Origin of the sequence: Marinobacter sp. KM021 (assembly GCF_050707965.1) — a bacterium.
GTDB classification, from domain to species: Bacteria; Pseudomonadota; Gammaproteobacteria; order Pseudomonadales; family Oleiphilaceae; genus Marinobacter; species Marinobacter shengliensis.
Map to the genome: position 1 here is coordinate 63,877 of NZ_CP136129.1, position 20,448 is coordinate 84,324.

Consider the following 20,448-nt stretch of genomic DNA (forward strand, 5'->3'; position numbering starts at 1 on the left):
TACTGCCTGATGACGGAGTCTGCCCTGCAGTGAATGACACCATTATGAATGTTCCCCTGTTTCCGTTGAATTCAATTGTTTTGCCCAAGGGGCGCATTCCCCTCCAGCTGTTTGAGCCCCGCTACATCGACATGCTCTCCCGGTGTATGAAAGAAGACCGTGGGTTTGTGGTGGTCTTGCTCCGTGAGGGCGGTGAAACCGCCCGACAGGCGGCGTTCTACGATATCGGAACCTACGTGCGGATTATCGATTTCCAGCAATTGGACAGCGGGCTGCTCGGGATTACTGTGGAGGGTGAGTTGAAAGTGTCTGTTGTTCGCAGTTGGCAGCAGGAAGACGGCTTGAACCTGGGGGACGTGGAGTGCCTGATCGCAGAAGCCGAAAGCGAGGTCCCTGAGCGTTACCATGAACTGCCTTCCGTGCTGAGGGCGTTGTTCCGCCACCCGGTTGTCAAGGATCTGGGTATGGATGTGGACTACGAGGATGCCCGGGACGTAGGCTGGCGGCTAACGGAGCTGCTGCCCCTGGACAAGCAGGAAAAACAGCGGCTGGCAGAACTGCAGGATCCCCTCGAGCGGCTGCAACGGCTTCAGGAATTGCTTGAGGCGCTGGAGCAGAACTAGCCCGGAGGCAAGGGCGAATAGGAAAGACTGGCGGTGTCCCACTGAGTGATGAGGTAACCTGCGGCGAACGCCAGCCAGAGCATTACCGCTGCCCAGGTCAGGGCATCCGGCCAGATGGGTACTCGGTCGTACCGACTGTAGCTGGCGCGAATGGCGCCGGTAATGGCCATCCCCAGCAATACTCCTCCCAGTACATCGGTAAACCAGTGTACCCCCAGGTAGAGCCTGCTCAGGGCGATAGGCACCAGGGGGAAGGACAGCAATACATAGGTTTGCCAGCGTTGTCGCATCCTGTTTTCGCCAGCGATGAAGCTGGCGGCCATAGTTACCAACACCGTTGCCCCTGCAGTGTGGCCGCTGGGAAAAGCGCCTGAGGCCGGTGGCCTAAGCACCTGATCCGGGCGATCCACCATCAGGCCGGTTTTGACCAGCCATACGCAGGCAAAGCAGAGAATCGCCGCCAGGGCAATGTGCAGGGCAGCGGCGTAATACCCCCTGAACGAGAGAATTGCCACGGCCAGTACGGCCGCACTGATCAGTACCGGAGGGTCGCCCATGAGCGTGGCGGCGATCACCGGAATATCCAGCAGCGGTTGCCGCAGCACTTCAAACCAGGCAACCACCAGGTGGTTCAGCTCGTTGATCCGCCGGCTGTAAGTAATCAACTGGGTCAGGATCACAAACATCGCCAATGACCCCGTAGCCAGAACAATCGATGGCAGGGGGAATTCGCCTTTGCGGGCAGGCCGTTCGTTGGTGTAAAGCCGCCAGAACCGATGCGTGGTGTCGTAACGGGCCATAAACGACTCCAGCCAGCGGTAGGGCCTGCTGCCCTCGCCAACGCCAAGCCGGAACTGAAGAACCACCACGTACAAAGCCACGAGCACCGCTGCGCTGATGCCAATAACCGGGTAGAAATGAGGTGGTGGTTCTATTTCGCTGGCGAGGGCGCTGCCGACGGCATAGCCCGGCAGCACATAGACCAGAGCCCAGCCGACCGCAGAAATCAGGTTGAAGGTAAGAAACCGGCGCCATGGCATGTGCAGCGCACCGGCAATCAGCGGGATGACCGGGCGGATAGGGCCAATAAAACGCCCGGCAATCACACTTTTGCCGCCGTGGGCATTAAAAAAAGACTCGCCCCGGGTGATTAGCCCTGGGTAACGGCTGAAGGGCCAGACCGAATGCAGCCGCCCCTTGAAGAAACGGCCCACGGTAAAACTGATGAGGTCACCGATAACCGCTCCCATGCCTGCCCAGGCCAGGGCTTCGGACAGGGGCATGCCGGATTTTCCTGCCAGTGCGGCAAAACCAAACAGCATGGCAACGCCGGGTACAACAATGCCGGCAATTGCCAGGGACTCCACCATGGCGGTTGCAAAGAGTGCCAGTATCAGCCAGCCGGGGTTGTCTGCTACCCAGGCTGCGGCACCAGCCAGCCAGCTTTCAATCATATGTCGACGGACTCTCCCGGGCTGAACCAGGCCGAATCCATACCCCGTTTACGTGCCTGATGCATTGCCTGATTGGCCCGGTTACGGAGTGAGACCGTACTGGTATCGCCGTTGCCGCGAGTGGTGCAGCCCAAGCTGACAGAGAGCCTGCCAATACCGCTCCACTCCCTTTCGCCAATGGTTCTGCGAATCCGCTCGGCGATGACGCGTACGCCTTCCTCTGGCGTGAAGGGGAGGATCAGGAAAAACTCCGAGTCGTTCAGGGTGTACAGGCTGTCGCCCGCCCGGATAACGCCAAACAGATGCTCGGTGACCGATTTAAACAGGTTCTGCAGCCCCGCTTTGCCATGCAGGTCCCTTATTTCGTCCGTGTAATCAAAGCTCAGGTTAATCACTGACAAGGGGTGACCAGTGGCAATCGCTCTGCTGATTTCCTTTTGCAGCGTTTCGTCAAGAAACCGTGAGTTGTGGGCGCCGGTGACCGGGTCGGTAATGGCAAGATCCTCCGCTGATTGGGCGATGTGATCGTAGTGCCAGATGTACAGGGCGCCGACTGCAAGTGTCAGGATCAGGCCCACCGAGGTCATCAGGGCGTAGGCGGCGGGATGACCGAGCCACACAGCACCCATTACCGGAACCAGGAGCAAGGCAGACAGGCTTAGCCCCTGGCGCAGCGGCAGAACGAGAAGATTCAGGATCAGGAGCGGCATCGCCCAGTGAGTTATTCCGGGGCTGTCCAAAACCAGAATGGCAGCCACCAGGCCTGCGTTGAGGCCGGCCAGAATCAGCAGGTGCCCGGGGGCCGATAGCTGCTGGCGGCGACACACGAAGGTGTAGATCAGCCCGGCCAGCAACAGGCAGGTCATCGCCAGGGCGAGATAGAATAACTCGTAAAAGCCGTAGCGCAGGTTCTGCAGTGCCAGCGAGAAAATGAACAGGGCCGCCAGTCCGTAGCCGAAGCTGTGAGTCCAGGTTCTGAGTCTTGTTTCTGTCATCGCGCGTCACCTTCGGTGCCGGTGGGGCTCTGGACATCCGGGTGTCGCCAGTTGCTGTAGGCCTGGGTGCGGTTGCCCCCCTGTTGCTGTGCCCGGCGGAGCGCATTGGCGGCGCTGTGTTGGAGGCTGTCTGCGTCGTCTCCGATGTTCAGGCCGGCAATGCCGGTGCTGACGGTCAGCCTCATGCCGTGGGAATCAAGCAGCTTGCAAAGGCCATTGCGGATTTTTTCGGCATTAGCGGCGGCGCCCGCGGTGTTGATACCAGGCAGGATAACCAGAAACTGCAGGTCGGCTACTCGGTAGTAAGTGTCAAAATCCCGAAGCTGGGAATGCAGGTAACGGCCAATTCTGGGCAGGATGGCGCGAATGTCTTCGTCCGGATCATTGTCACTCAGGTGGGTATCCAGCCCGATCATCATCACAGACATGTCGGTGCCCTCACGCTCGCTGCGCTGGATTTCCTTGTGCAGGTCGGCAGACAGGTACTCCCGGCTGGCGGCCTGGGTGAGTTCGTCGGTTCGCCTCAGCGGTGCCAGCTGCCGGGCCTTGTATTCTCGCAGGAAGATCAGCAGCGTGGAGAGCAGCGTTGTCAGCACAAAGGCACTGATCATCTGGTGGCGGTCGGGAAGAATCACGGCCCATTGGGTGGAAACCAGTATGGCAAAGGTCAGGAGCGCAGTGATCAGGGCTGCAATATGGGTTGGCATCAGAGCAAAAGTCACTAGCGGTAGTACATAGAGCCAGTGGCTGAGCGCCCAGGGCCCCTGCCAGAGTGCGACCAGTAACAGGATTGCCAGGATTGAGTAGCTGGCTGTTTTGAAGTGTTTCCAGAGCCGGGCATGGTGGCTGGTGAAACGTGGGTTGCTGGCCAGGCTGATGCCCGCCGCCGCGGCAGCGCAAGCCGCCAGCAGGAATTCGCCCAGCATTATGCCGGCTGCGCTGGTGAGCGCAAGCGCAACAAAACCGGCTCTTGAGAGCCGGCCTGGCAGGAACTTTTCAGCCGACTGGGGCATGTTATCTATCCTTTGCTGGCGCATCCATTTGAATCTGTGCAGCGCTATAATAGTCGTTTGGGATGCGGACTTGAAACGGGAAAGGTAAAGTAGCGTTCCAGTTCCGGAATCAGTATGCAAAATATAAAGGTAATCCGATGGATGTAGCAGCCTACATGGCAGAACTCGGTCAACAGGCTCGGGCCGCCGCCCGGGAAGTGGCCCGTTCAACCACCGCCGTTCGCAATCAGGCACTGCTGGCAACGGCCAGGGCGTTGAGTGCCGCCCGTACCGAGCTGGTGCGGGCCAACCAGAAGGATCTTGAAAATGGCCGGGCGAATGGTCTGGATGATGCCATGCTTGACCGCCTGGAGCTTACTGAGGCCCGCATTGACACCATGATTGAGGGGCTGCAACAGGTGGCAGGCTTGCCAGATCCTGTGGGTGAAATTACCGACATGACCTACCGGCCGTCCGGCATTCAGGTTGGCAAGATGCGGGTGCCTCTGGGGGTGATTGGCATTATCTACGAATCCCGCCCCAACGTGACGGTTGAAGCAGCCAGCCTGTGCCTGAAGTCGGGTAATGCTACCATTCTGCGCGGAGGTTCTGAGGCTATTCATTCCAACCAGGCCATCGCTGCCTGCTTGGCGACCGGGCTGGCTGAAGCCGGTTTACCTGAAACGGCAGTGCAGGTGGTGGCGACTACCGACCGGGCTGCAGTAGGTGAACTCATTACCATGCCCCAGTATGTGGATGTGATCGTGCCGCGGGGCGGCAAAGGCCTGATTGAACGAATCAGCCGTGACGCCCGGGTGCCGGTCATCAAGCACCTGGATGGTGTTTGCCATGTATACATTGACAGCCACGCGGACCCGGAAAAGGCGCTGAAGGTCGCCGTCAATGCCAAGACCCACCGTTACGGAACCTGCAACACCATGGAAACCCTGCTGGTGGATGAGGAAATTGCCGATGACATGCTGCCTTTGCTGGCTCGGGAGTTTGTGGCCAAGGGGGTTGAGCTGCGTGGCTGTGAACGCACCCGGGCGGTCCTGCCCGATGTGATCGCTGCCACGGAAGAAGACTGGCATGCGGAGTACCTGGCGCCCATTCTTGCGGTGCGGGTTGTGGCTGGGCTGGAGGCGGCCATGGATCACATCAACCGCTACAGCTCTCAGCACACCGAGAGCATTATTACCGAAAACTACTCCCGTGCCCGCCGATTCCTGACCGAAGTCGATTCCAGTTCGGTGATGGTGAATGCTTCTACCCGCTTCGCTGACGGATTTGAATACGGCCTGGGTGCGGAAATCGGTATCTCGACCGACAAGCTCCATGCCCGTGGACCGGTGGGCCTGGAAGGACTGACGTCACAAAAATACGTGGTGTTTGGCGACGGCCACATCCGGGCATGATGTCATGCATGTGATCTACGGCGGCACCTTTGACCCGATCCATCACGGCCACCTGCGCCTTGCGCTGGAGATAGCCGATGCCCTGGCGGTGACAAAGGTGCATCTGGTGCCCTGCCATATTCCCCCGCATCGTGGCAGCACCGGTGCCAGCTCCGAACAGCGGCTGGAGTTGATCCGAATGGCCATTGAAGACGAGCCCCGCTTGCGGGTGGATGACCGCGAACTGCGCCGGGCTGGCGCCTCCTATACCGCCGACACCCTGCGTCAGTTGCGCCAGGAGCTGGGGCCAGATGAGCCCCTGGTAATGGTGGTGGGCACCGATGCCTTTGCCGCTTTTGATCGCTGGCGTGAATGGGCCGACATGCCGGGTCTGGCGCACATTGTGGTTGTGAAGCGCCCTGGTGCGGATTTGCCCGTTGGTAGTGAGGCGGCTCGCCTGGTGCGTGAACGCCGGGCGGACGGCCCTGAGGCTTTAAGCTCAGCGCCTTGCGGGGCGGTACTGGAGCTGGATCCGCCCCTGCTGGATATCTCTGCAACGGGTATCCGGCAGCGCATCGCGGACGGGCGCTCTCCCCGGTATCTGACCCCGGATTCTGTATGGCAGAGAATCCAGGCGCTCGGCCTTTACGGTGCGTGCCCCGCCGGGAACTTTTAATGGTACAATTGCGTCTGAATATCACTTATCGGGCGGTCATCCTGGCCAGAGCCCGGAAAACAGGGTAATTATGCAGGCAGAACAACTGAAAGATCTGGTCGTAACCGCACTTGAAGATATCAAGGCACAGGAGGTCAGTGTGATTGATGTCCGTGATCGAACCAGTGTTACCGACTTTATGGTTCTTGCATCCGGCACTTCAAGCCGTCACGTAAAATCCCTGGCAGACTCCGTCGTATCTGAAGCCAAAGATCAGGGCGTCAGAGCAAACAACGTTGAAGGCGAGGGTGGCAGCGACTGGATTCTGGTGGATCTGGGAGACGTGGTCGTGCATGTCATGATGCCTGCAACCCGCGAATTTTACGACCTGGAACGCTTCTGGCGTGACGCGCCGGACCTGGGTGCGGCGGGTCACGAGTAACCATGAAACTGCGTCTGATCTGTGTGGGGCAGAAGATGTCCGACTGGGTCAGTACGGGGTATAACGATTATGCTCGCCGGATGCCGCCGGAGCTGCCCCTGGAACTGACCGAAATTGCCATGGCTCACCGGGGTAAGAACCCGGACATTCCGCGGCTGATGCAGCGTGAAAGCGATGCCATCCTGGCGTCGGTCGCCCCCCGTGACCGGGTCATCGCCCTGGAAGTGGGCGGCAGGCCCTGGTCCACCGAAAAACTGGCCAGCCACCTGGAGAGCTGGCAACAAGACGGTCAGGATGTTTGTTTTCTGGTAGGCGGCCCCGATGGTCTGGCCGATGCCTGCCGGCAGCGAGCTGACCAGCAGTGGTCCCTGTCTCCGCTGACCTTGCCCCACCCTCTGGTGCGTATTGTGCTCGCCGAGCAGCTCTACCGCGCCTGGTCTATCACCCGTAACCACCCGTACCACCGGGCCTAGGAGTTTTCATGGCCTGGGGTGAGTTCAAGGATACTGCAGCCGAGCGCCGGCTGTTCCAGCGCCGTGCCGTGGCCATGCTGGTGTTCGTCCTGCTAATGATGATCGGCCTGCTGGCGCGGATGTACCAGCTACAGATTGTCGAACATGAGATCTACACCACGCTGTCAGACAAAAATCGGGTTCAGGTCCAGTCTGTGCCACCGCCCCGGGGCCTGGTGTACGACCGGAACAATCTGCTGCTGGCAGAGAATCGCCCGGTGTTCAGCCTTACACTGGTGCCAGAACGCGTGGCGGGTATGGAGGCCACCCTGGCCCGGTTGTCCGAGATTCTGGACATCGCTGAGGAGGACATAGAACGGTTTAAGAGGCGGCTTCGTGAACCTCGCCGGCCCTTCCAGGAAATGCCTCTGAGCTACGATCTGGGCGAAGAGGAAATTGCCCGAATGGCGGTGCACCGGCATGAGTTCCCTGGCGTGGAGGTGCGCGCTGAACTGGTTCGATATTACCCCCACAGTGAACTGACCGCTCATGCCCTGGGCTTCGTTGGCCGAATTAATCGGGAAGAGCTGCAGCGGATTGACCCGGTGAACTACGCGGGAACCAACTACATTGGAAAATCCGGTATTGAGCGATTCTACGAGCAGGTGTTGCACGGTACGGTGGGCTACCAGCACGTCGAAACCAACGCCCGGGGGCGTATTCTGAGGGTACTCGAGCGGGTAAACCCGGTGCCCGGTGAGGATCTGCAGCTGCACCTTGACCTGCGGCTGCAACGCAAGGCCTATCAGCTGCTCGAGGGGCGCCGTGGCGCTATTGTGGCAATCGAACCAGAGACTGGAGGTATTCTGGCGCTGGCCAGCGTGCCTGGCTTTGATGCCAACAAGTTTGTCACCGGAATCAGTGTTGAGGACTACCGCAACCTTAGCACCGATATTGACAAGCCCCTGTTCAACCGGGCACTGCGTGGTCAGTATCCGCCAGGTTCCACGATCAAGCCGATGATGGCGATTGCCGCCCTGGACAGCGGCGTGACCAACCGGGAAAGGCGAATCTGGGACCCCGGATACTTTCAGTTGCGAGAGGGCGGCCGGCGTTTTCGTAACTGGAACAGGTCGGGAGATGGCTGGGTTGATCTGAAGTATTCCATGGCCCGATCCAACGACGTTTACTTCTATGAGGTAGGCGTTGAAATGGGGGTCAGCGTGATGTCCGAATACCTGGCACATTTCGGCTTTGGCGAAGATGCCACCCTGGATGTATCGGGGGCGCTGAGCGGTCTGTTGCCTACCGCCGACTGGAAGCGGGCCGCCCGAAATGAGCCTTGGTATCCGGGGGATTCTGTGAACATGAGCATCGGCCAGGGTTTCATGCTGTCGACCCCGCTGCAGCTGGCGACGGCGACAACCCTGATTGCCAATCGCGGCATATGGGTGGAGCCCCGCCTGCTGAAGGATATCCGTGGTGACCGGTCGGTGGATGAGTTTTTGCCGTCAGAAACCCATGAACCGCTGGTTCTTAAGAATCCGGACGACTGGGAGTTTGTGGTGGAAACCATGGAAGAAGTGATGCATGGCGCAAGGGGAACAGCGCGGGCGGCTGGTAGTGGCGCCAGCTACCGGATGGCCGGGAAAACTGGAACTGCTCAGGTGTTCAGTCTCGGAGAAGATGAGGAATATGATGAAGAACAAATAAAAGAGCGCTTGCGGGACCATGCTCTTTTCGTCGGTTTTGCTCCCTCGGATAATCCCAAGATTGCAGTGGCGGTTATCGTTGAAAACGGCGGTGGTGGCAGCTCCACCGCTGCGCCGGTTGCCCGGGCGCTGTTTGATGCTTGGCTCGAGGATTTTCCTGCGGCCGATCAGCCATCGGTGATCAGTCAGGTTAACCAGGAGGTAGGGCGCTGATGGCACTGGGGAGCTTGCTCAATAATCCCGCAGATCACAATCTTGGCCGGTCTCGGGGAGTCTGGTCGGCCATCCATCTGGATCCGTTGCTGCTTGCGCTGCTGTTGTTGCTTATGGGCGGCGGCCTTTTCGTACTTTACAGTGGCGCTGACCGGAATATCGAAGTCGTCAAGGCTCAGGGCATCCGGTTTGGTGTGGCGCTGGTGGTGATGTTCGTTTTTGCTCAACTGGACCCGGCCGTATTCAGACGCTGGGCTCCTTGGCTCTATGCGGCGGGCATTGTTGGGCTTGTGGCCGTGCTGTTGGTGGGCGTGGGAGCCAAGGGTGCCCAACGCTGGCTGGCGATTCCCGGATTGCCTAGATTCCAGCCCTCGGAATTCATGAAACTGGTTGTTCCGATGATGGCTGCCTGGTATCTGTCGCGGCATTTTCTGCCGCCGCGCCTGTCCCACGTCGCGGTTGGGTTGGTCCTGGTGCTGGTGCCCATGGCCCTGATTGTTCAGCAGCCCGACCTTGGTACTTCGCTGCTGGTGGGTATGGCCGGGATATTTGTGGTGTTCTTTGCGGGCATGAGCTGGAAGCTGATTTCGGCGTTCTTTGCGCTGGTATCGGTGTCTGCGCCGATGATGTGGTTTTTTGTCATGAGGGACTACCAGAAGCAGCGAGTGCTGACATTGCTCGACCCTCAGAGTGACCCTCTGGGAGCGGGCTGGAACATCATCCAGTCCAAAACCGCCATTGGTTCCGGTGGCATGGATGGCAAAGGCTGGTTGCAGGGTACCCAGTCCCATCTGGAGTTCCTTCCCGAAAGTCACACGGATTTTATCGTGGCAGTGCTGGCCGAGGAATTCGGTTTTATTGGCATGTTGCTGCTGATGACCCTGTATTTCTTGATCATTCTTCGTTGCCTGTATATTGCGGTCACCGCCCAGGATTCATTCAGTCGTTTACTGGCAGGTGCCTTGACCATGACCTTCTTTATCTACGTTTTTGTGAATGTGGGCATGGTCAGTGGATTGCTGCCCGTGGTGGGTGTGCCCCTGCCACTGGTCAGCTATGGTGGCACGTCCGGGGTAACGTTGATGGCAGCGTTCGGGGTGCTGATGTCGATTCATACCCATCGCCGTATGATCTCTGCGTAGAGGGTGTAAGCGATGATGGCTTGCCGGTAATGGTGAATACTGCCGGGAACCCGTTACAATATTACAGGTCACTAAGGCTGGGTGCCGGATGAAGATGCATGGGTTGTCGAACATAATGATCAGGGAACAAAGAACAATGTGGTTGGGGGTGCTGGTAAGCCTGATCCTTGCGGGTTGCTCCAGTACGCCCAAGTCGACATCTTCAGAGCCGGATCACTCATCACGCTATACGATCAAACAGGATAGAGCGCCTTCCGGGAGTTTCGATGTTTCGGGCCTGCAAGATGCGGTTCCCCGTTACGAGCAGCCCCGGAATGCCGGCAATATGGCTCAGTACAAGGTGTGGGGGAAAACCTACCGGGTTATGGACAGTAACGACGGCTACGTCGCCCGGGGAATCGCCAGCTGGTACGGCGAGAAGTTCCATGGTCACAAAACGTCCAATGGCGAGATATTCGACATGTATTCGATGTCTGCCGCCCACAAGTCCCTGCGCATACCGAGTTATGCCCGGGTGACGAACCTTGAAAACGGCCAGTCTGTGATTGTTCGGGTGAACGATCGCGGGCCGTTTCACGATGACCGGCTGATTGATCTGTCGTACGCGGCGGCCAAGAAACTTGGCTACAAATCCAAGGGCACCGCAAGGGTTGAGGTGGCAGCGATCACCGTTCGCGAAGACGGCTCCATGACGCTGGCCGGCAAACCGTTCAAGCCGGGTGTCGGGGCACCTGCTGTCGCCGCTGCTCCGGTGCCTGGCCAATCGGTGGGCGGGAACAGTGGGCTGTTTGTTCAGCTCGGCTCGTTCAGCCAGCGCGACCCCGCGGAGGCCTTGCTGGCAAAGGCGCGGGGCGTCATCGAAACCCCGATGCGAGTGCGCGAAGTGACAACAGGCTCTGGCCGCTTTCACCGGGCCCAGATAGGGCCATTCAGTGATGAGTCCGAGGCCCGTCATGCACAGAATTTACTGGAATCCCGGGGCTTTGGTCAGTCTATTGTGCTGACCGACAGCCACTGATTCCTGAAACCCCAGAAGAAAATACACCTTACGACGAATGAACCTACCCATGGCTTTTAATTCAGTGATTCGCAGCTTTGTTTTTGTCTTGTCCCTGGCCACCCTGCTGGTGGGACAGGCGGTTGCCCAGTCGGCTTTGATTCCGTCTCCGCCCCAGATCGCAGGCAGTTCCTGGGTGCTGAAGGACCCTCTCAGTGGTCGTATCATCATGGAGCATAACAGCCAGGAACGAGTGCCGCCTGCCAGCCTGACCAAGATGATGACGGCCTACATCGTTGAGCGCGAGCTGGATGAAGGCCGAATTGCCATGACGGACATGGTGCCGATCAGCGTTAAGGCCTGGCGAACCGGCGGCTCCCGGACCTTTGTTCGGGAGGGTACACAGGTATCCGTGGAAGACCTTCTTAAGGGCGTGATTATTCAATCCGGCAACGACGCCTCCGTCGCGTTGGCGGAGTTTGTGGCCGGTAGTGAAGATGCCTTCGTGGATATCATGAACCAGCAGGCGCGCCAGCTGGGTATGAACAATACCAATTTTGAGAATTCCACCGGGTTGCCACATCCTAATCAGTATTCCACCGCCTATGACCTGGCCCTGCTGGCCAAGGCCATTATTGAGGACTACCCGGAGAACTACCCGTTGTATGCGGTGAAAAGCTTTACCTACAACAACATCCGTCAACCGAACCGGAACAGTCTGTTGTGGCGGGATGAAAGTGTGGATGGCCTGAAAACCGGCCATACTGAAGAAGCCGGTTACTGCCTGGTGGCCTCTGCCAAGCGGGACAACACGCGGCTAATTGCTGCCGTGATGGGAGCCAGCAGTGCCGAGGTGCGGGCCCGCGAAGTTCAGAAGATGCTGAACTATGGCTTCCGTTACTATGAGACGGAGCGCCTGTTCCGGGCCGGTCAGGAGCTGGTGGATGCCAAGGTCTGGGGTGGCAAGAGCGATCAGATTTCTGTAGGCCTGGCGGAGGATGTGTTTGTAACGATTCCCCGTGGTGCCCGGGATAAGCTTGAATCAACCGTAGACCTTGATTCTGTCATCAAGGCACCCATCAAGGTGGGGGATGAGCTGGGCCGGATCCAGGTTATGCTCGACGGTGAGGTGTTGGTGGATGAGCCTGCACTGGCACTGACTGATGTGCAGCAGGGTGGCGTTTTCAAACGGCTTTGGGATGCTATCAAACTGTTTTTCGTACAACTGTTCAATTAAGGTGGTCGGTGATAGCCAGCCGGGCATCGGGGAGTATCTGGCATGAGTGAGCCTAAAGCGCCGAAGATCGAGTTTCCCTGTGACTACGTCATCAAGGTGATCGGCAATTCCGCTCCGGATTTCACCGAGTTTGTCGTGGAAGTTGTGGAGCAGCACGCTCCTGGTATCAGCGAAACGGATATTTCGGTGACGGACAGTAGCAAAGGTCGATTTTCCTCAGTGCAGCTCAAGATTGTGGCCACTGGAGAAGCGCAGCTCAAGGCCCTGTTCGAAGATCTGAAAGCGAGCGGTCGCGTGCACATGGTGCTCTGACGCCATGGCTGATCTGATTGTCCGTTCATTGGGCCAGCAGCCCTACATGGAAGCCTGGGAGGCGATGAAAACCTTCACCGCCAACCGGGACGAAACCACCGTGGATGAGCTGTGGTGCCTTGAGCACCCGCGGGTGTTTACCCAAGGCCAGGCGGGCAAGGCAGAGCATATTCTGTTGCCGGGCGATATCCCGGTGATTCAGGTGGACCGGGGCGGGCAGGTGACCTATCACGGCCCCGGCCAGCTTGTTATCTACCTACTGATCGATCTGCCCCGTTGCAAACTGGGTGTTCGGGAGCTGGTGGATCATATCGAGCAGGCTATTGTTCGCACGCTTGCGCAATCGGGCATCGAGGCGGCGCCAAGGCAGGATGCGCCGGGTGTCTATGTCAACGGCGCCAAGATTGCCTCGTTGGGGTTGCGGGTACGCCGGGGTTGCTCGTTCCATGGTCTGGCGCTCAACGTCAATATGGATATGGAGCCGTTCAGCCGCATTAATCCCTGCGGCTACGCCGGTATGTCCATGTGCCAGGTCAGTGATTTCGAACCGGAAGCCAGCGTCTACAGTCTGGAGCGCCGGCTTGTTCAGGAGCTGGTCAGCGGGCTCGGTCGCCAGCAGGTGGAGCTGCGACAGGGCTGGCAATGATGCTCAGGCGGCGACGCTGGCCTGGCAGGTACGGTTGCGGCCCTCGGATTTGGCCTGGTAAAGCGCTTCGTCTGATCGCTGCAGCAGGCGGTCAATCGACTCCGATCCCTGGATCGTTGCCACGCCAATGCTTATCGTGGCCCGAATAACCTTGCCATCCACAGTAATGGTCTGGCTGGATACCGCCTGCCGTATCCGCTCAGCGGAGGCGTAGGCATCCGCTAACGAGGTCTCCGGCAGCAGAATCAGAAACTCCTCGCCGCCCCAACGGGCAATGGTGTCCACCTTTCGGCACTGGCTGGCCAGCGTTCTTGCGACCAGAACAATCATCTCGTCACCGGCCTGGTGGCCGTGAGTGTCGTTGACGCTCTTGAACAGGTCGATGTCTGTCAGCAGGACGGAAAAGCCGCGGCCGCTACGCAGGTAACGTTGATATTCGTTATCCAGTTGTTCCAGGCCTTCGCGCCGATTGGCCAGCCCGGTCAGCGCATCGTGTTTCGCCGCGTATTCAAACTCCTTGGCCAGCTTGATTAACCCGAGTTTGCTGCGCCGGCGGCTCTGGTCAAGGATGTAACAGGTCACCATGACGAACGCCAGGACGATGATCATGACAAGGCGGAAGGTGGCGTTGTAGGGGGATGCAAACAGCGCGTCGCCAATCGGGCTGAACAACACCAGGACGGCCAGCCATCCACCCAGACAGGCGTAAATACCGACCCGGGCCTCACTGATATAGAAAATAATCGGTGGGTAGGCAAACAGCCAGATAATCGCTGAGCCGTCTTCCACTGCTTGCGTTGCCAGGTAGGTAAACAGCACTGTGATCAGGGTAATAAAGACCCGGCGATGAAAGGTCTTGTGGCCCACGAATAGAAAAATCAGGCTGTTGATCGCCAGCAATACAGCGAAGCTAATCAGGAAGGGGGCAGTAACCGAATCCCCCTGCTGCATTGAGCGCCAGGAAAAAAACAACAGCAACGGTACCGCAGCGGCCGTAAGCCCGTTGATAAGGGCCGGTACCGGGATCTCACCCTTCACCCGGAACTGGGAAAGTTCAGAATCTGGTGTTCTGGTTGTTGAAGGCTTCATGTCTTGGCTTTTATTGTAATTGACGAAAGTCACATTGTTCCTGTTAACCAATTCTAGAACGCATTGTGACTTGAGATTGTGTTAAATCGTAACCATCGACCTGAACATATTTACGGTGAACAATATTTGTCCACATTGGCTGCGGAAACGGAGCTTTTGCGGCGTAGAGGTTAGGTTGTCACCGCTTGCGATCCGTATAATGCAGTAACGGCGCCGGGGAAAACTGTTCCGGGCGCGGTCGAAACGCCAAAATTTTCTGAACATACAGGTTATCCATGTCTTCCAGACGCCCCGGAAAATCCGTGTCCCGCATCAAAACCGGCAGCTTCGAGCGCAGGCTTTCCCTGACCAAGGCCGGGCTTTTCGCTGGTACCCGTATGGCATCACACATGGCCACCAACTGGTTCAGCAACAAGGACACTCGGGAGCAGCGCCATCGTGCGATGTTGTCGAGCCAGGCGCGTTTCCTGGTGGATGAGTTAGGCCGGCTGAAAGGCAGTGTGGTCAAGATTGGCCAGGTGATGGCGCTCTATGGCGAGCATTTTTTGCCAGAAGAGGTGACCGAAGCCCTGCACACCCTGGAAGACCAGACCACGTCGCTGGAATGGCCGGCGATCGAGCGGGTGCTGAAGGCTGAGATTGGTGCCGAAAAGCTCGCAGAGCTGGATGTCGATCCGGAACCAATCGGTGCTGCCTCCCTTGGCCAGGTGCACCGTGCGGTGCGACGCAGTGACGGCCTGGAGTTGGTGCTCAAGGTGCAATACCCCGGCGTTGCTGATGCCGTGGACAGTGACCTGAATGCCGTGGCGCAGTTATTGAAGGTGGCCCGGCTGGTGAGCTTCGGCCCGGAATTCAATGACTGGCTGGAAGAAGTCCGGCAGATGATGCACCGGGAAGTGGATTACCGCCTGGAGGCCAGGACCACCGAGAAATTCCGCAACATGCTGGGCTCCGACCCAAGGTTTGTTGTGCCCAGGGTATTACAGGAGTATTCGACCGACCATATCATCGCTTCTACCTACGAGCACGGCCATTCCGTTGGCTCCCCGGCGGTACGGGATTTGCCGCTGGAGCGCCGCAGTGCCCTGGGCGAGGCGGCGCTGGAGTTGTTCTTCCGGGAGCTGTTTGACTGGGGCGAAATCCAGACAGACCCGAACTTCGGGAACTACCGCATCCGGATTGCCGGCGAGGAGGGTGGTGACGAAGACTATGACCGCATCGTGCTTCTGGACTTTGGTGCCGTTCAAAGTTATTCACCGGCCTTTCTTGATCCGGTTATCCAGATGATTCGCGCGTCCTACGAGCAGGATCTGGAGCAGGTGATTGAGGGTGGCGTTACCCTCCGGTTCATGAGCCGGGATTGGCCAGAAGAAGTCCTGGAGAAGTTTGGTTCGGTGTGTATGTCGGTGCTGGAGCCCCTGGCCCGGGACCGCAGCCAGTGGCCGGACTATGCCGTGAACGCCAGGGGCCAGTACCGCTGGAAGCAGAGTGACTTGCCTTCGCGGGTAGCCAAACACGCAGCGCGCTCAGCCATCAGTCGGTATTTCCGGGTGCCCCCGAAGGAATTCGTGTTCCTCAACCGAAAGTTGATCGGGGTGTACACGTTCATCGCGGTAATGCACGCGGAGTTCAACGGCGAAGACCTGTTGCGCAAATACCTTTATGGTGGTGGCGCCGATGAGGCAAATCCGGTGGCCTCCAGCACTACCCAGATCACGAAGGCATAGCGCAGGCCCTTTCCGATACCCACCAGGATCACAAAGTTGAGCCAGGGCACTCGCATGATGCCGCCCACCAGGGTCAGCGGGTCTCCAACAATCGGCAGCCAGCCCAGCAACAATGACCATTGCCCATAGCGGTTAAACCGGTTGCGGGCCTTGTGCAGCTGCAATTCGCTGACCGGAAACCATCGTTTATGCTTAAAGCGATCCACCTGCCTGCCGATAAGCCCATTAACGACTGACCCCAGCGTATTGCCCAGTGTGGCCCAGAACCACAGCCAGAATAGCGGCAGGCCCTGACTGGCCAGAGTGCCCAGCAGCAGCTCGGAATAGGCTGGCAGCAAGGTGGCGGCGGCGAATGCGGTGAAAAACAGGGTCAGATACGCCAAGGGCGCCTCCATGCTCTAGTATTGTCAGTAAAAGTTCATTAACAAAGGTTTCGCGGTTTATGAAACACCTGTCGCTTCGCTTCAAGCTCTATGGTCTGGTTATCTCACTGCTGCTCGTAATGGGCATCAGTATTGTGGTGACTGCCCAGTTATCACTTGGTTCGATGGAAGAGCGATTGTCCCGGGAAACCCGCGATACCGTGCAGAATATTGTCATGGACCAGCTGAGCGCAACGGCCGGGCAGTACGGTGAGTTGGTGACCGGCCTGTTCGAAACCGCCTACCAGACGCCGGAAGTGGTGCGCAGCCTGATCACCCGCAACATTGAGTCGGACAGTTCCGGCCGCATCAGCCGCCGGGATCTTCAGGAAACCATCGGAACCATTCTGTCCGAACAGCAGCATTTAAGTTCCATCTACGCCCAGTTTGAACCCGACGCATACGATGGCATGGACATCTATTTCACCGACGGTGTAGAGGAACACAGCAGTGATGAAGGTACCCTGGAGATCTACTATTACCGTGATCCTCAGGGCAATGTGTTGTTCAGCCGCACCGAAGACCCGTCCACCAAGTACCTCGACAACCGGAACGAATTCGGCATTCGTGAAGCAGAGTGGTATCTGTGTTCCAGGGATTCCCTCAAACCCTGCCTGATGGAGCCTTACGAATACGAAATCGAGGAGGGATACTCTGAGCTGATGACCAGCCTGGTAGTGCCGATTCAGAACAACGGTGAGTTTGCCGGTGTGTCCGGTGTGGATATTAACCTGTCCACACTGCAAGCCACGATTGCTGGTGTCAGCCAGGCGTTGTTTGATGGTGAGTCCCGGGTGTCACTGTTAAGCGAGGGCGGGCTGATTGCCGCATCCAGCCATTACCAGTCCCACCTTGGCCGGCCATTACAGGAAGCCGTACCAGACCTGGCTGACGAATTTGTCCGCCTGCACCAGCGTGGCGGCCGGTTTGATGATGGGCAGACCCTGGCGGTGGCCTATCCGGTGGACGTGCAGTTACCCGGCGCCGAATGGTCGTTGTTGATTGAATTGCCGCGCTCAGTGGCCCTGGCCAGTGTTGAGGAAATCACCGGTCTGTTGTCTTCCGAAGTGGCTGATACGGCGGCGCGGCAGACCATGGTGGGTGTGGTGGTGGTACTGATTGCCATTGCTGTGTTGATTCTGCTGGTGCGTTCAGTCACCCGGCCATTGGATGAAATTCGAGACCGGATGCGCAACCTGGCCAGCGCTGAAGGGGACCTTACCCGTGAACTTGATATAGACACCCACGCAGAGCTGATTGACCTGGCCGGTGGCTTCAACGCTTTCCTGGCTCGCCTGCGGGAAATGATCAATGACCTGAAAGAGGTCAATGCCCAGGTGCGAGGCCAGGCTGCAGACGTGGGCGCCATCGCCCGTGATACTGACGACCAGACGTCGCGACAGCATCAGGACATCGACAGCGTCGTCACCGCCATGAACGAGATGTCTGCCGCCGCGGGCGAAGTAGCAGGCTTTGCCGGTGAGGCTGCTGATAATGCCCGGGCCGCCCGGGATGGCATCCGGTTTACCCAGGATACCCTGGGCGCGGCGCTCAAGGGCGTCGATGCGCTGGCGGGAGATATGGAACAGGCCAGCTCCGCCATCGGCCACGTGGCACAGCGCAGCGAGGAGATTAACCGAATCCTGGAAGTGATTCGCGGCATTGCCGAACAGACCAACCTGCTGGCGTTGAATGCGGCCATTGAAGCGGCCAGGGCCGGCGAGCAGGGCCGGGGCTTTGCGGTGGTGGCCGACGAAGTGCGAACCTTGGCGTCGAAAACCCGGGAATCCACCGACGAAATCAGCGATATGATCGAACGCCTCAAAGGCGATGTGGACGGCGCGGTAACCGTCATCCAGGGTGGTGTTGAGCGAGCAACCACTGCGGTAGACGGCACTCGCGAAGCGGACCACTCACTGGCCACGGTGGTGGAGCGGATTGGTACCATTGTCGAGCATGTCACCCAGGTGGCCACGGCCGCCGAAGAACAGAGTTCGGTGAGCGAAGAGATCAACCGCAACCTGACCCAGATTGGCGATGCGGCCAACGATCTGCGGGAGCTCGCACAGCGGGTCCGCCAGAGCGGTGACGCGCTGGACGGCCAGGTGCAAGTGCTTGACCGGGAACTGGGCCGGCTGAAAACCTGATGACTTAACGCAGAGGGTTAGTATCGCCCCTTACTATCACAGCCATGAGAAGCATCAATTTTCAATTGTTGCTTCTCATGTCATCATTCAAACCAAGTATTGAACCATTCGTTTCACCCTGGGGCTCACCCGGATTCAGGAGGTTGTTATGGAGCAGGTCACTATTTATGGCCGTACAAGCTGTGGTTTTTGTGTTCGGGCGAGGGACCTGTGTGAATCCAGAAACATCCCGTACATCTGGATCGATATGATCGAGCGGGGAATGAGCAAGCAGGATATTGCCGACCAGATCGGCCGCCCTGTGTATACCGTGCCCCAGATTCTCGTCGGTTCCGAATACGTTGGCGGTTTCGATGATTTTTATGGCTACGTTCGCGACCATGAGGCCGCAACAGCACGCTGATTGCCATCCGTTTTCAGGTACAAAAAAAGCCCGGCTACCGTGAGGTGACCGGGCTTTTTCATGACGACCAGATCAGAGCTTGAACTCAGTCCTCAGCTTCTTCTCGACCAGCTGGTTTTTCAAGTGCGCAACCTTGGGCAGACCATTCTCGAATGGCGGGAAGCTCTCGCCCTCGATCAACGGCTGCAGGTAGTCCCGGCAATCCTGGGTAATGCCAAAGCCGTCATCGGTAATGTAGTGGATCGGCATTTTCTTTTCCTGGTTGGCCACTTCGCTCAGGTTGGCCTCACCAATGCTCCAGCGGTAGGGTTTCGCCTGCTCGCGAACGATGGTGGGCATCAGCGCCTGTTTGCCCGCTATTGCCATTTCCACGGCGGCCTTGCCTACGGTATATGCCTGCTCTACATCAGTGGCCGAGGCAATGTGCCGGGCGGCCCGCTGCAGGTAGTCAGCAACGGCCCAGTGGTACTTGTGTCCCAGGGCCTGTTTGACCATGTTGGCCAGTGCCGGAGCAACACCGCCCAGTTGGGTATGGCCAAAGGCATCCTTGGCACCGGCGTCGGCCACAAAGCGGCCGTCTTCGTACTGGGCCCCCTCAGAGGCGACTACCACGCAGTAGCCGTAATCTTTCACACACTGGTCGACTCGCTCCAGGAACTTCTCCCGGTTGAACGGAATTTCCGGGAACAGAATGATGTGCGGCGGTTGGCCTTCACCCTGGCCGGCCAAGCCACCAGACGCTGCAATCCAGCCCGCGTGCCGGCCCATTACTTCCAGGATGAACACCTTGGTGGAGGTTTCGCACATGGACTTGATATCCAGGCTGGCTTCCAGGGTAGAGGTGGCAATGTACTTGGCCACCGAACCGAAGCCCGGGCAGCAGTCGGTGAACGGCAGATCGTTATCGACAGTTTTGGGCACACCAATGCAGGTGATCGGATAACCCATTTTTTCACCAATCTGTGAGACCTTGTACGCCGTATCCTGAGAGTCGCCGCCACCGTTGTAAAAGAAGTAGCCGATGTCGTGGGCGCGGAAGACTTCGATCAGCCGCTCGTACTCGCGCTGGTTCTCGGAGATGTTTTTCAGTTTGTAGCGGCAGGAGCCAAAGGCGCCGCCCGGGGTGTGAAGCAGCGCGGCAATGGCGTCGTCTGATTCCAGGCTGGTGTCGATCAGCTCTTCTTTCAGGGCGCCGATAATGCCGTTACGACCGGCAAACACCTTGCCTATTTTATCCGTGTGCTTGCGTGCGGTCTGGATAACGCCACAGGCGCTGGCATTGATAACGGCGGTAACCCCGCCAGACTGGGCATAAAATGCGTTCTTGATAGCCATCTCGGGCTAAGGCCTCCTGCTGGTTCAACGATGGCGCAGATGATACGCCAAACACGGCG

Annotated in this window: 20 protein-coding genes; 14 read left to right on the plus strand and 6 right to left on the minus strand. The window is 58.3% G+C overall.

The window, feature by feature from the left end; translation table 11 throughout:
• Positions 1-44: 44 nt before the first annotated feature.
• On the plus strand, positions 45-623 hold the full coding sequence (locus RVM24_RS00315) for an LON peptidase substrate-binding domain-containing protein (RefSeq protein WP_072678278.1): 579 nt from the start codon (positions 45-47) through the stop codon (positions 621-623).
• Here RVM24_RS00315 and RVM24_RS00320 read toward each other — a convergent pair.
• From RVM24_RS00320 to RVM24_RS00330, 3 genes are read right to left on the minus strand one after another with little or no spacing between them, the layout of a single operon-like run.
• Positions 620-2,077, minus strand: coding sequence for a bifunctional DedA family/phosphatase PAP2 family protein (locus RVM24_RS00320; RefSeq protein WP_342631907.1), 1,458 nt, complete (start codon positions 2,075-2,077; stop codon positions 620-622). The genes RVM24_RS00315 and RVM24_RS00320 overlap by 4 nt on opposite strands.
• Positions 2,074-3,072, minus strand: a complete 999-nt coding sequence (locus tag RVM24_RS00325) for a GGDEF domain-containing protein (RefSeq protein WP_342631908.1) — start codon at positions 3,070-3,072, stop codon at positions 2,074-2,076. Before RVM24_RS00325 ends, RVM24_RS00320 begins: the two co-directional genes overlap by 4 nt.
• The gene (locus RVM24_RS00330) at positions 3,069-4,085 is read right to left on the minus strand and encodes a GGDEF domain-containing protein (protein ID WP_342631909.1); all 1,017 of its coding nucleotides are present in this window, start codon (positions 4,083-4,085) and stop codon (positions 3,069-3,071) included. The genes RVM24_RS00325 and RVM24_RS00330 overlap by 4 nt, the downstream gene beginning before the upstream one ends.
• Before the next feature lie 137 nt (positions 4,086-4,222).
• Here RVM24_RS00330 and RVM24_RS00335 point away from each other — a divergent pair, with 137 nt between their 5' ends.
• The 10 genes from RVM24_RS00335 (at position 4,223) to lipB (ending at position 13,266) form a co-directional block, all read left to right on the plus strand.
• On the plus strand, positions 4,223-5,479 hold the full coding sequence (locus RVM24_RS00335) for a glutamate-5-semialdehyde dehydrogenase (protein ID WP_342631910.1): 1,257 nt from the start codon (positions 4,223-4,225) through the stop codon (positions 5,477-5,479).
• Between the two features lie 4 nt (positions 5,480-5,483).
• Positions 5,484-6,134, plus strand: a complete 651-nt coding sequence (nadD, locus tag RVM24_RS00340) for a nicotinate-nucleotide adenylyltransferase (RefSeq protein ID WP_431474758.1) — start codon at positions 5,484-5,486, stop codon at positions 6,132-6,134.
• Positions 6,135-6,204: 70 nt separating this feature from the next.
• Complete coding sequence (rsfS, locus tag RVM24_RS00345; protein WP_431474759.1) at positions 6,205-6,555, plus strand: ribosome silencing factor; 351 nt, start codon at positions 6,205-6,207, stop codon at positions 6,553-6,555.
• A gap of 2 nt (positions 6,556-6,557) precedes the next feature.
• Positions 6,558-7,028 carry a 23S rRNA (pseudouridine(1915)-N(3))-methyltransferase RlmH gene (gene rlmH, locus RVM24_RS00350; protein ID WP_058090971.1) on the plus strand — a complete coding sequence of 157 codons (471 nt, stop codon included), beginning with the start codon at positions 6,558-6,560 and terminating at the stop codon, positions 7,026-7,028.
• Positions 7,029-7,036: 8 nt separating this feature from the next.
• Positions 7,037-8,932 (plus strand): penicillin-binding protein 2, encoded by a 1,896-nt coding sequence (gene mrdA, locus RVM24_RS00355; RefSeq protein ID WP_431474760.1) that lies wholly within the window; start codon positions 7,037-7,039, stop codon positions 8,930-8,932.
• Complete coding sequence (gene rodA, locus RVM24_RS00360) at positions 8,932-10,074, plus strand: rod shape-determining protein RodA (protein ID WP_342631915.1); 1,143 nt, start codon at positions 8,932-8,934, stop codon at positions 10,072-10,074. Before mrdA ends, rodA begins: the two co-directional genes overlap by 1 nt.
• Before the next feature lie 136 nt (positions 10,075-10,210).
• Positions 10,211-11,092: a septal ring lytic transglycosylase RlpA family protein gene (locus tag RVM24_RS00365; protein WP_431474761.1), complete on the plus strand. Its 882-nt coding sequence runs from the start codon at positions 10,211-10,213 to the stop codon at positions 11,090-11,092.
• Positions 11,093-11,141: 49 nt separating this feature from the next.
• Entirely contained in the window at positions 11,142-12,308 is a 1,167-nt protein-coding gene (locus RVM24_RS00370; RefSeq protein ID WP_431474762.1) for a D-alanyl-D-alanine carboxypeptidase family protein, read from the plus strand.
• 42 nt (positions 12,309-12,350) lie between these two features.
• Entirely contained in the window at positions 12,351-12,620 is a 270-nt protein-coding gene (locus tag RVM24_RS00375) for an HP0495 family protein (RefSeq protein WP_058090966.1), read from the plus strand.
• 4 nt (positions 12,621-12,624) lie between these two features.
• A complete protein-coding gene (lipB, locus tag RVM24_RS00380; protein ID WP_431474763.1) occupies positions 12,625-13,266 on the plus strand; it encodes a lipoyl(octanoyl) transferase LipB in 642 nt (213 codons plus the stop codon).
• 3 nt (positions 13,267-13,269) lie between these two features.
• On the opposite strand, the gene RVM24_RS00385 is transcribed toward lipB, so the two are convergent.
• On the minus strand, positions 13,270-14,355 hold the full coding sequence (locus RVM24_RS00385) for a GGDEF domain-containing protein (RefSeq protein WP_431474764.1): 1,086 nt from the start codon (positions 14,353-14,355) through the stop codon (positions 13,270-13,272).
• A gap of 275 nt (positions 14,356-14,630) precedes the next feature.
• Here RVM24_RS00385 and RVM24_RS00390 point away from each other — a divergent pair, with 275 nt between their 5' ends.
• Positions 14,631-16,082: an ABC1 kinase family protein gene (locus tag RVM24_RS00390; protein ID WP_286921826.1), complete on the plus strand. Its 1,452-nt coding sequence runs from the start codon at positions 14,631-14,633 to the stop codon at positions 16,080-16,082.
• On the opposite strand, the gene RVM24_RS00395 is transcribed toward RVM24_RS00390, so the two are convergent.
• The gene (locus RVM24_RS00395; protein WP_286921825.1) at positions 16,016-16,465 is read right to left on the minus strand and encodes a YqaA family protein; all 450 of its coding nucleotides are present in this window, start codon (positions 16,463-16,465) and stop codon (positions 16,016-16,018) included. The two genes, RVM24_RS00390 and RVM24_RS00395, sit on opposite strands and share 67 nt — an antisense overlap.
• Before the next feature lie 59 nt (positions 16,466-16,524).
• Here RVM24_RS00395 and RVM24_RS00400 point away from each other — a divergent pair, with 59 nt between their 5' ends.
• Together RVM24_RS00400 and RVM24_RS00405 are read left to right on the plus strand one after the other, a co-directional pair.
• Entirely contained in the window at positions 16,525-18,651 is a 2,127-nt protein-coding gene (locus RVM24_RS00400) for a methyl-accepting chemotaxis protein (protein ID WP_431474765.1), read from the plus strand.
• Between the two features lie 148 nt (positions 18,652-18,799).
• Positions 18,800-19,054 (plus strand): GrxA family glutaredoxin, encoded by a 255-nt coding sequence (locus RVM24_RS00405; protein ID WP_072678027.1) that lies wholly within the window; start codon positions 18,800-18,802, stop codon positions 19,052-19,054.
• A 72-nt stretch (positions 19,055-19,126) separates the two neighbouring features.
• Here the strand turns inward: RVM24_RS00405 and RVM24_RS00410 are convergent, their stop codons facing one another.
• Positions 19,127-20,389 (minus strand): 6-phosphofructokinase, encoded by a 1,263-nt coding sequence (locus tag RVM24_RS00410; RefSeq protein ID WP_061333038.1) that lies wholly within the window; start codon positions 20,387-20,389, stop codon positions 19,127-19,129.
• Between the last annotated feature and the right edge of the window lie 59 nt (positions 20,390-20,448).

Bases quoted from the DNA above. Each gene is read 5' to 3' on its own strand.
- RVM24_RS00315 (WP_072678278.1), top strand. From the start codon at position 45: ATGAATGTTCCCCTGTTTCCGTTGAATTCAATTGTTTTGCCCAAGGGG.
- RVM24_RS00320 (WP_342631907.1), bottom strand. From the start codon at position 2,077: ATGATTGAAAGCTGGCTGGCTGGTGCCGCAGCCTGGGTAGCAGACAAC.
- RVM24_RS00325 (WP_342631908.1), bottom strand. From the start codon at position 3,072: ATGACAGAAACAAGACTCAGAACCTGGACTCACAGCTTCGGCTACGGA.
- RVM24_RS00330 (WP_342631909.1), bottom strand. From the start codon at position 4,085: ATGCCCCAGTCGGCTGAAAAGTTCCTGCCAGGCCGGCTCTCAAGAGCC.
- RVM24_RS00335 (WP_342631910.1), top strand. From the start codon at position 4,223: ATGGATGTAGCAGCCTACATGGCAGAACTCGGTCAACAGGCTCGGGCC.
- nadD (WP_431474758.1), top strand. From the start codon at position 5,484: ATGCATGTGATCTACGGCGGCACCTTTGACCCGATCCATCACGGCCAC.
- rsfS (WP_431474759.1), top strand. From the start codon at position 6,205: ATGCAGGCAGAACAACTGAAAGATCTGGTCGTAACCGCACTTGAAGAT.
- rlmH (WP_058090971.1), top strand. From the start codon at position 6,558: ATGAAACTGCGTCTGATCTGTGTGGGGCAGAAGATGTCCGACTGGGTC.
- mrdA (WP_431474760.1), top strand. From the start codon at position 7,037: ATGGCCTGGGGTGAGTTCAAGGATACTGCAGCCGAGCGCCGGCTGTTC.
- rodA (WP_342631915.1), top strand. From the start codon at position 8,932: ATGGCACTGGGGAGCTTGCTCAATAATCCCGCAGATCACAATCTTGGC.
- RVM24_RS00365 (WP_431474761.1), top strand. From the start codon at position 10,211: ATGTGGTTGGGGGTGCTGGTAAGCCTGATCCTTGCGGGTTGCTCCAGT.
- RVM24_RS00370 (WP_431474762.1), top strand. From the start codon at position 11,142: ATGGCTTTTAATTCAGTGATTCGCAGCTTTGTTTTTGTCTTGTCCCTG.
- RVM24_RS00375 (WP_058090966.1), top strand. From the start codon at position 12,351: ATGAGTGAGCCTAAAGCGCCGAAGATCGAGTTTCCCTGTGACTACGTC.
- lipB (WP_431474763.1), top strand. From the start codon at position 12,625: ATGGCTGATCTGATTGTCCGTTCATTGGGCCAGCAGCCCTACATGGAA.
- RVM24_RS00385 (WP_431474764.1), bottom strand. From the start codon at position 14,355: ATGAAGCCTTCAACAACCAGAACACCAGATTCTGAACTTTCCCAGTTC.
- RVM24_RS00390 (WP_286921826.1), top strand. From the start codon at position 14,631: ATGTCTTCCAGACGCCCCGGAAAATCCGTGTCCCGCATCAAAACCGGC.
- RVM24_RS00400 (WP_431474765.1), top strand. From the start codon at position 16,525: ATGAAACACCTGTCGCTTCGCTTCAAGCTCTATGGTCTGGTTATCTCA.
- RVM24_RS00405 (WP_072678027.1), top strand. From the start codon at position 18,800: ATGGAGCAGGTCACTATTTATGGCCGTACAAGCTGTGGTTTTTGTGTT.
- RVM24_RS00410 (WP_061333038.1), bottom strand. From the start codon at position 20,389: ATGGCTATCAAGAACGCATTTTATGCCCAGTCTGGCGGGGTTACCGCC.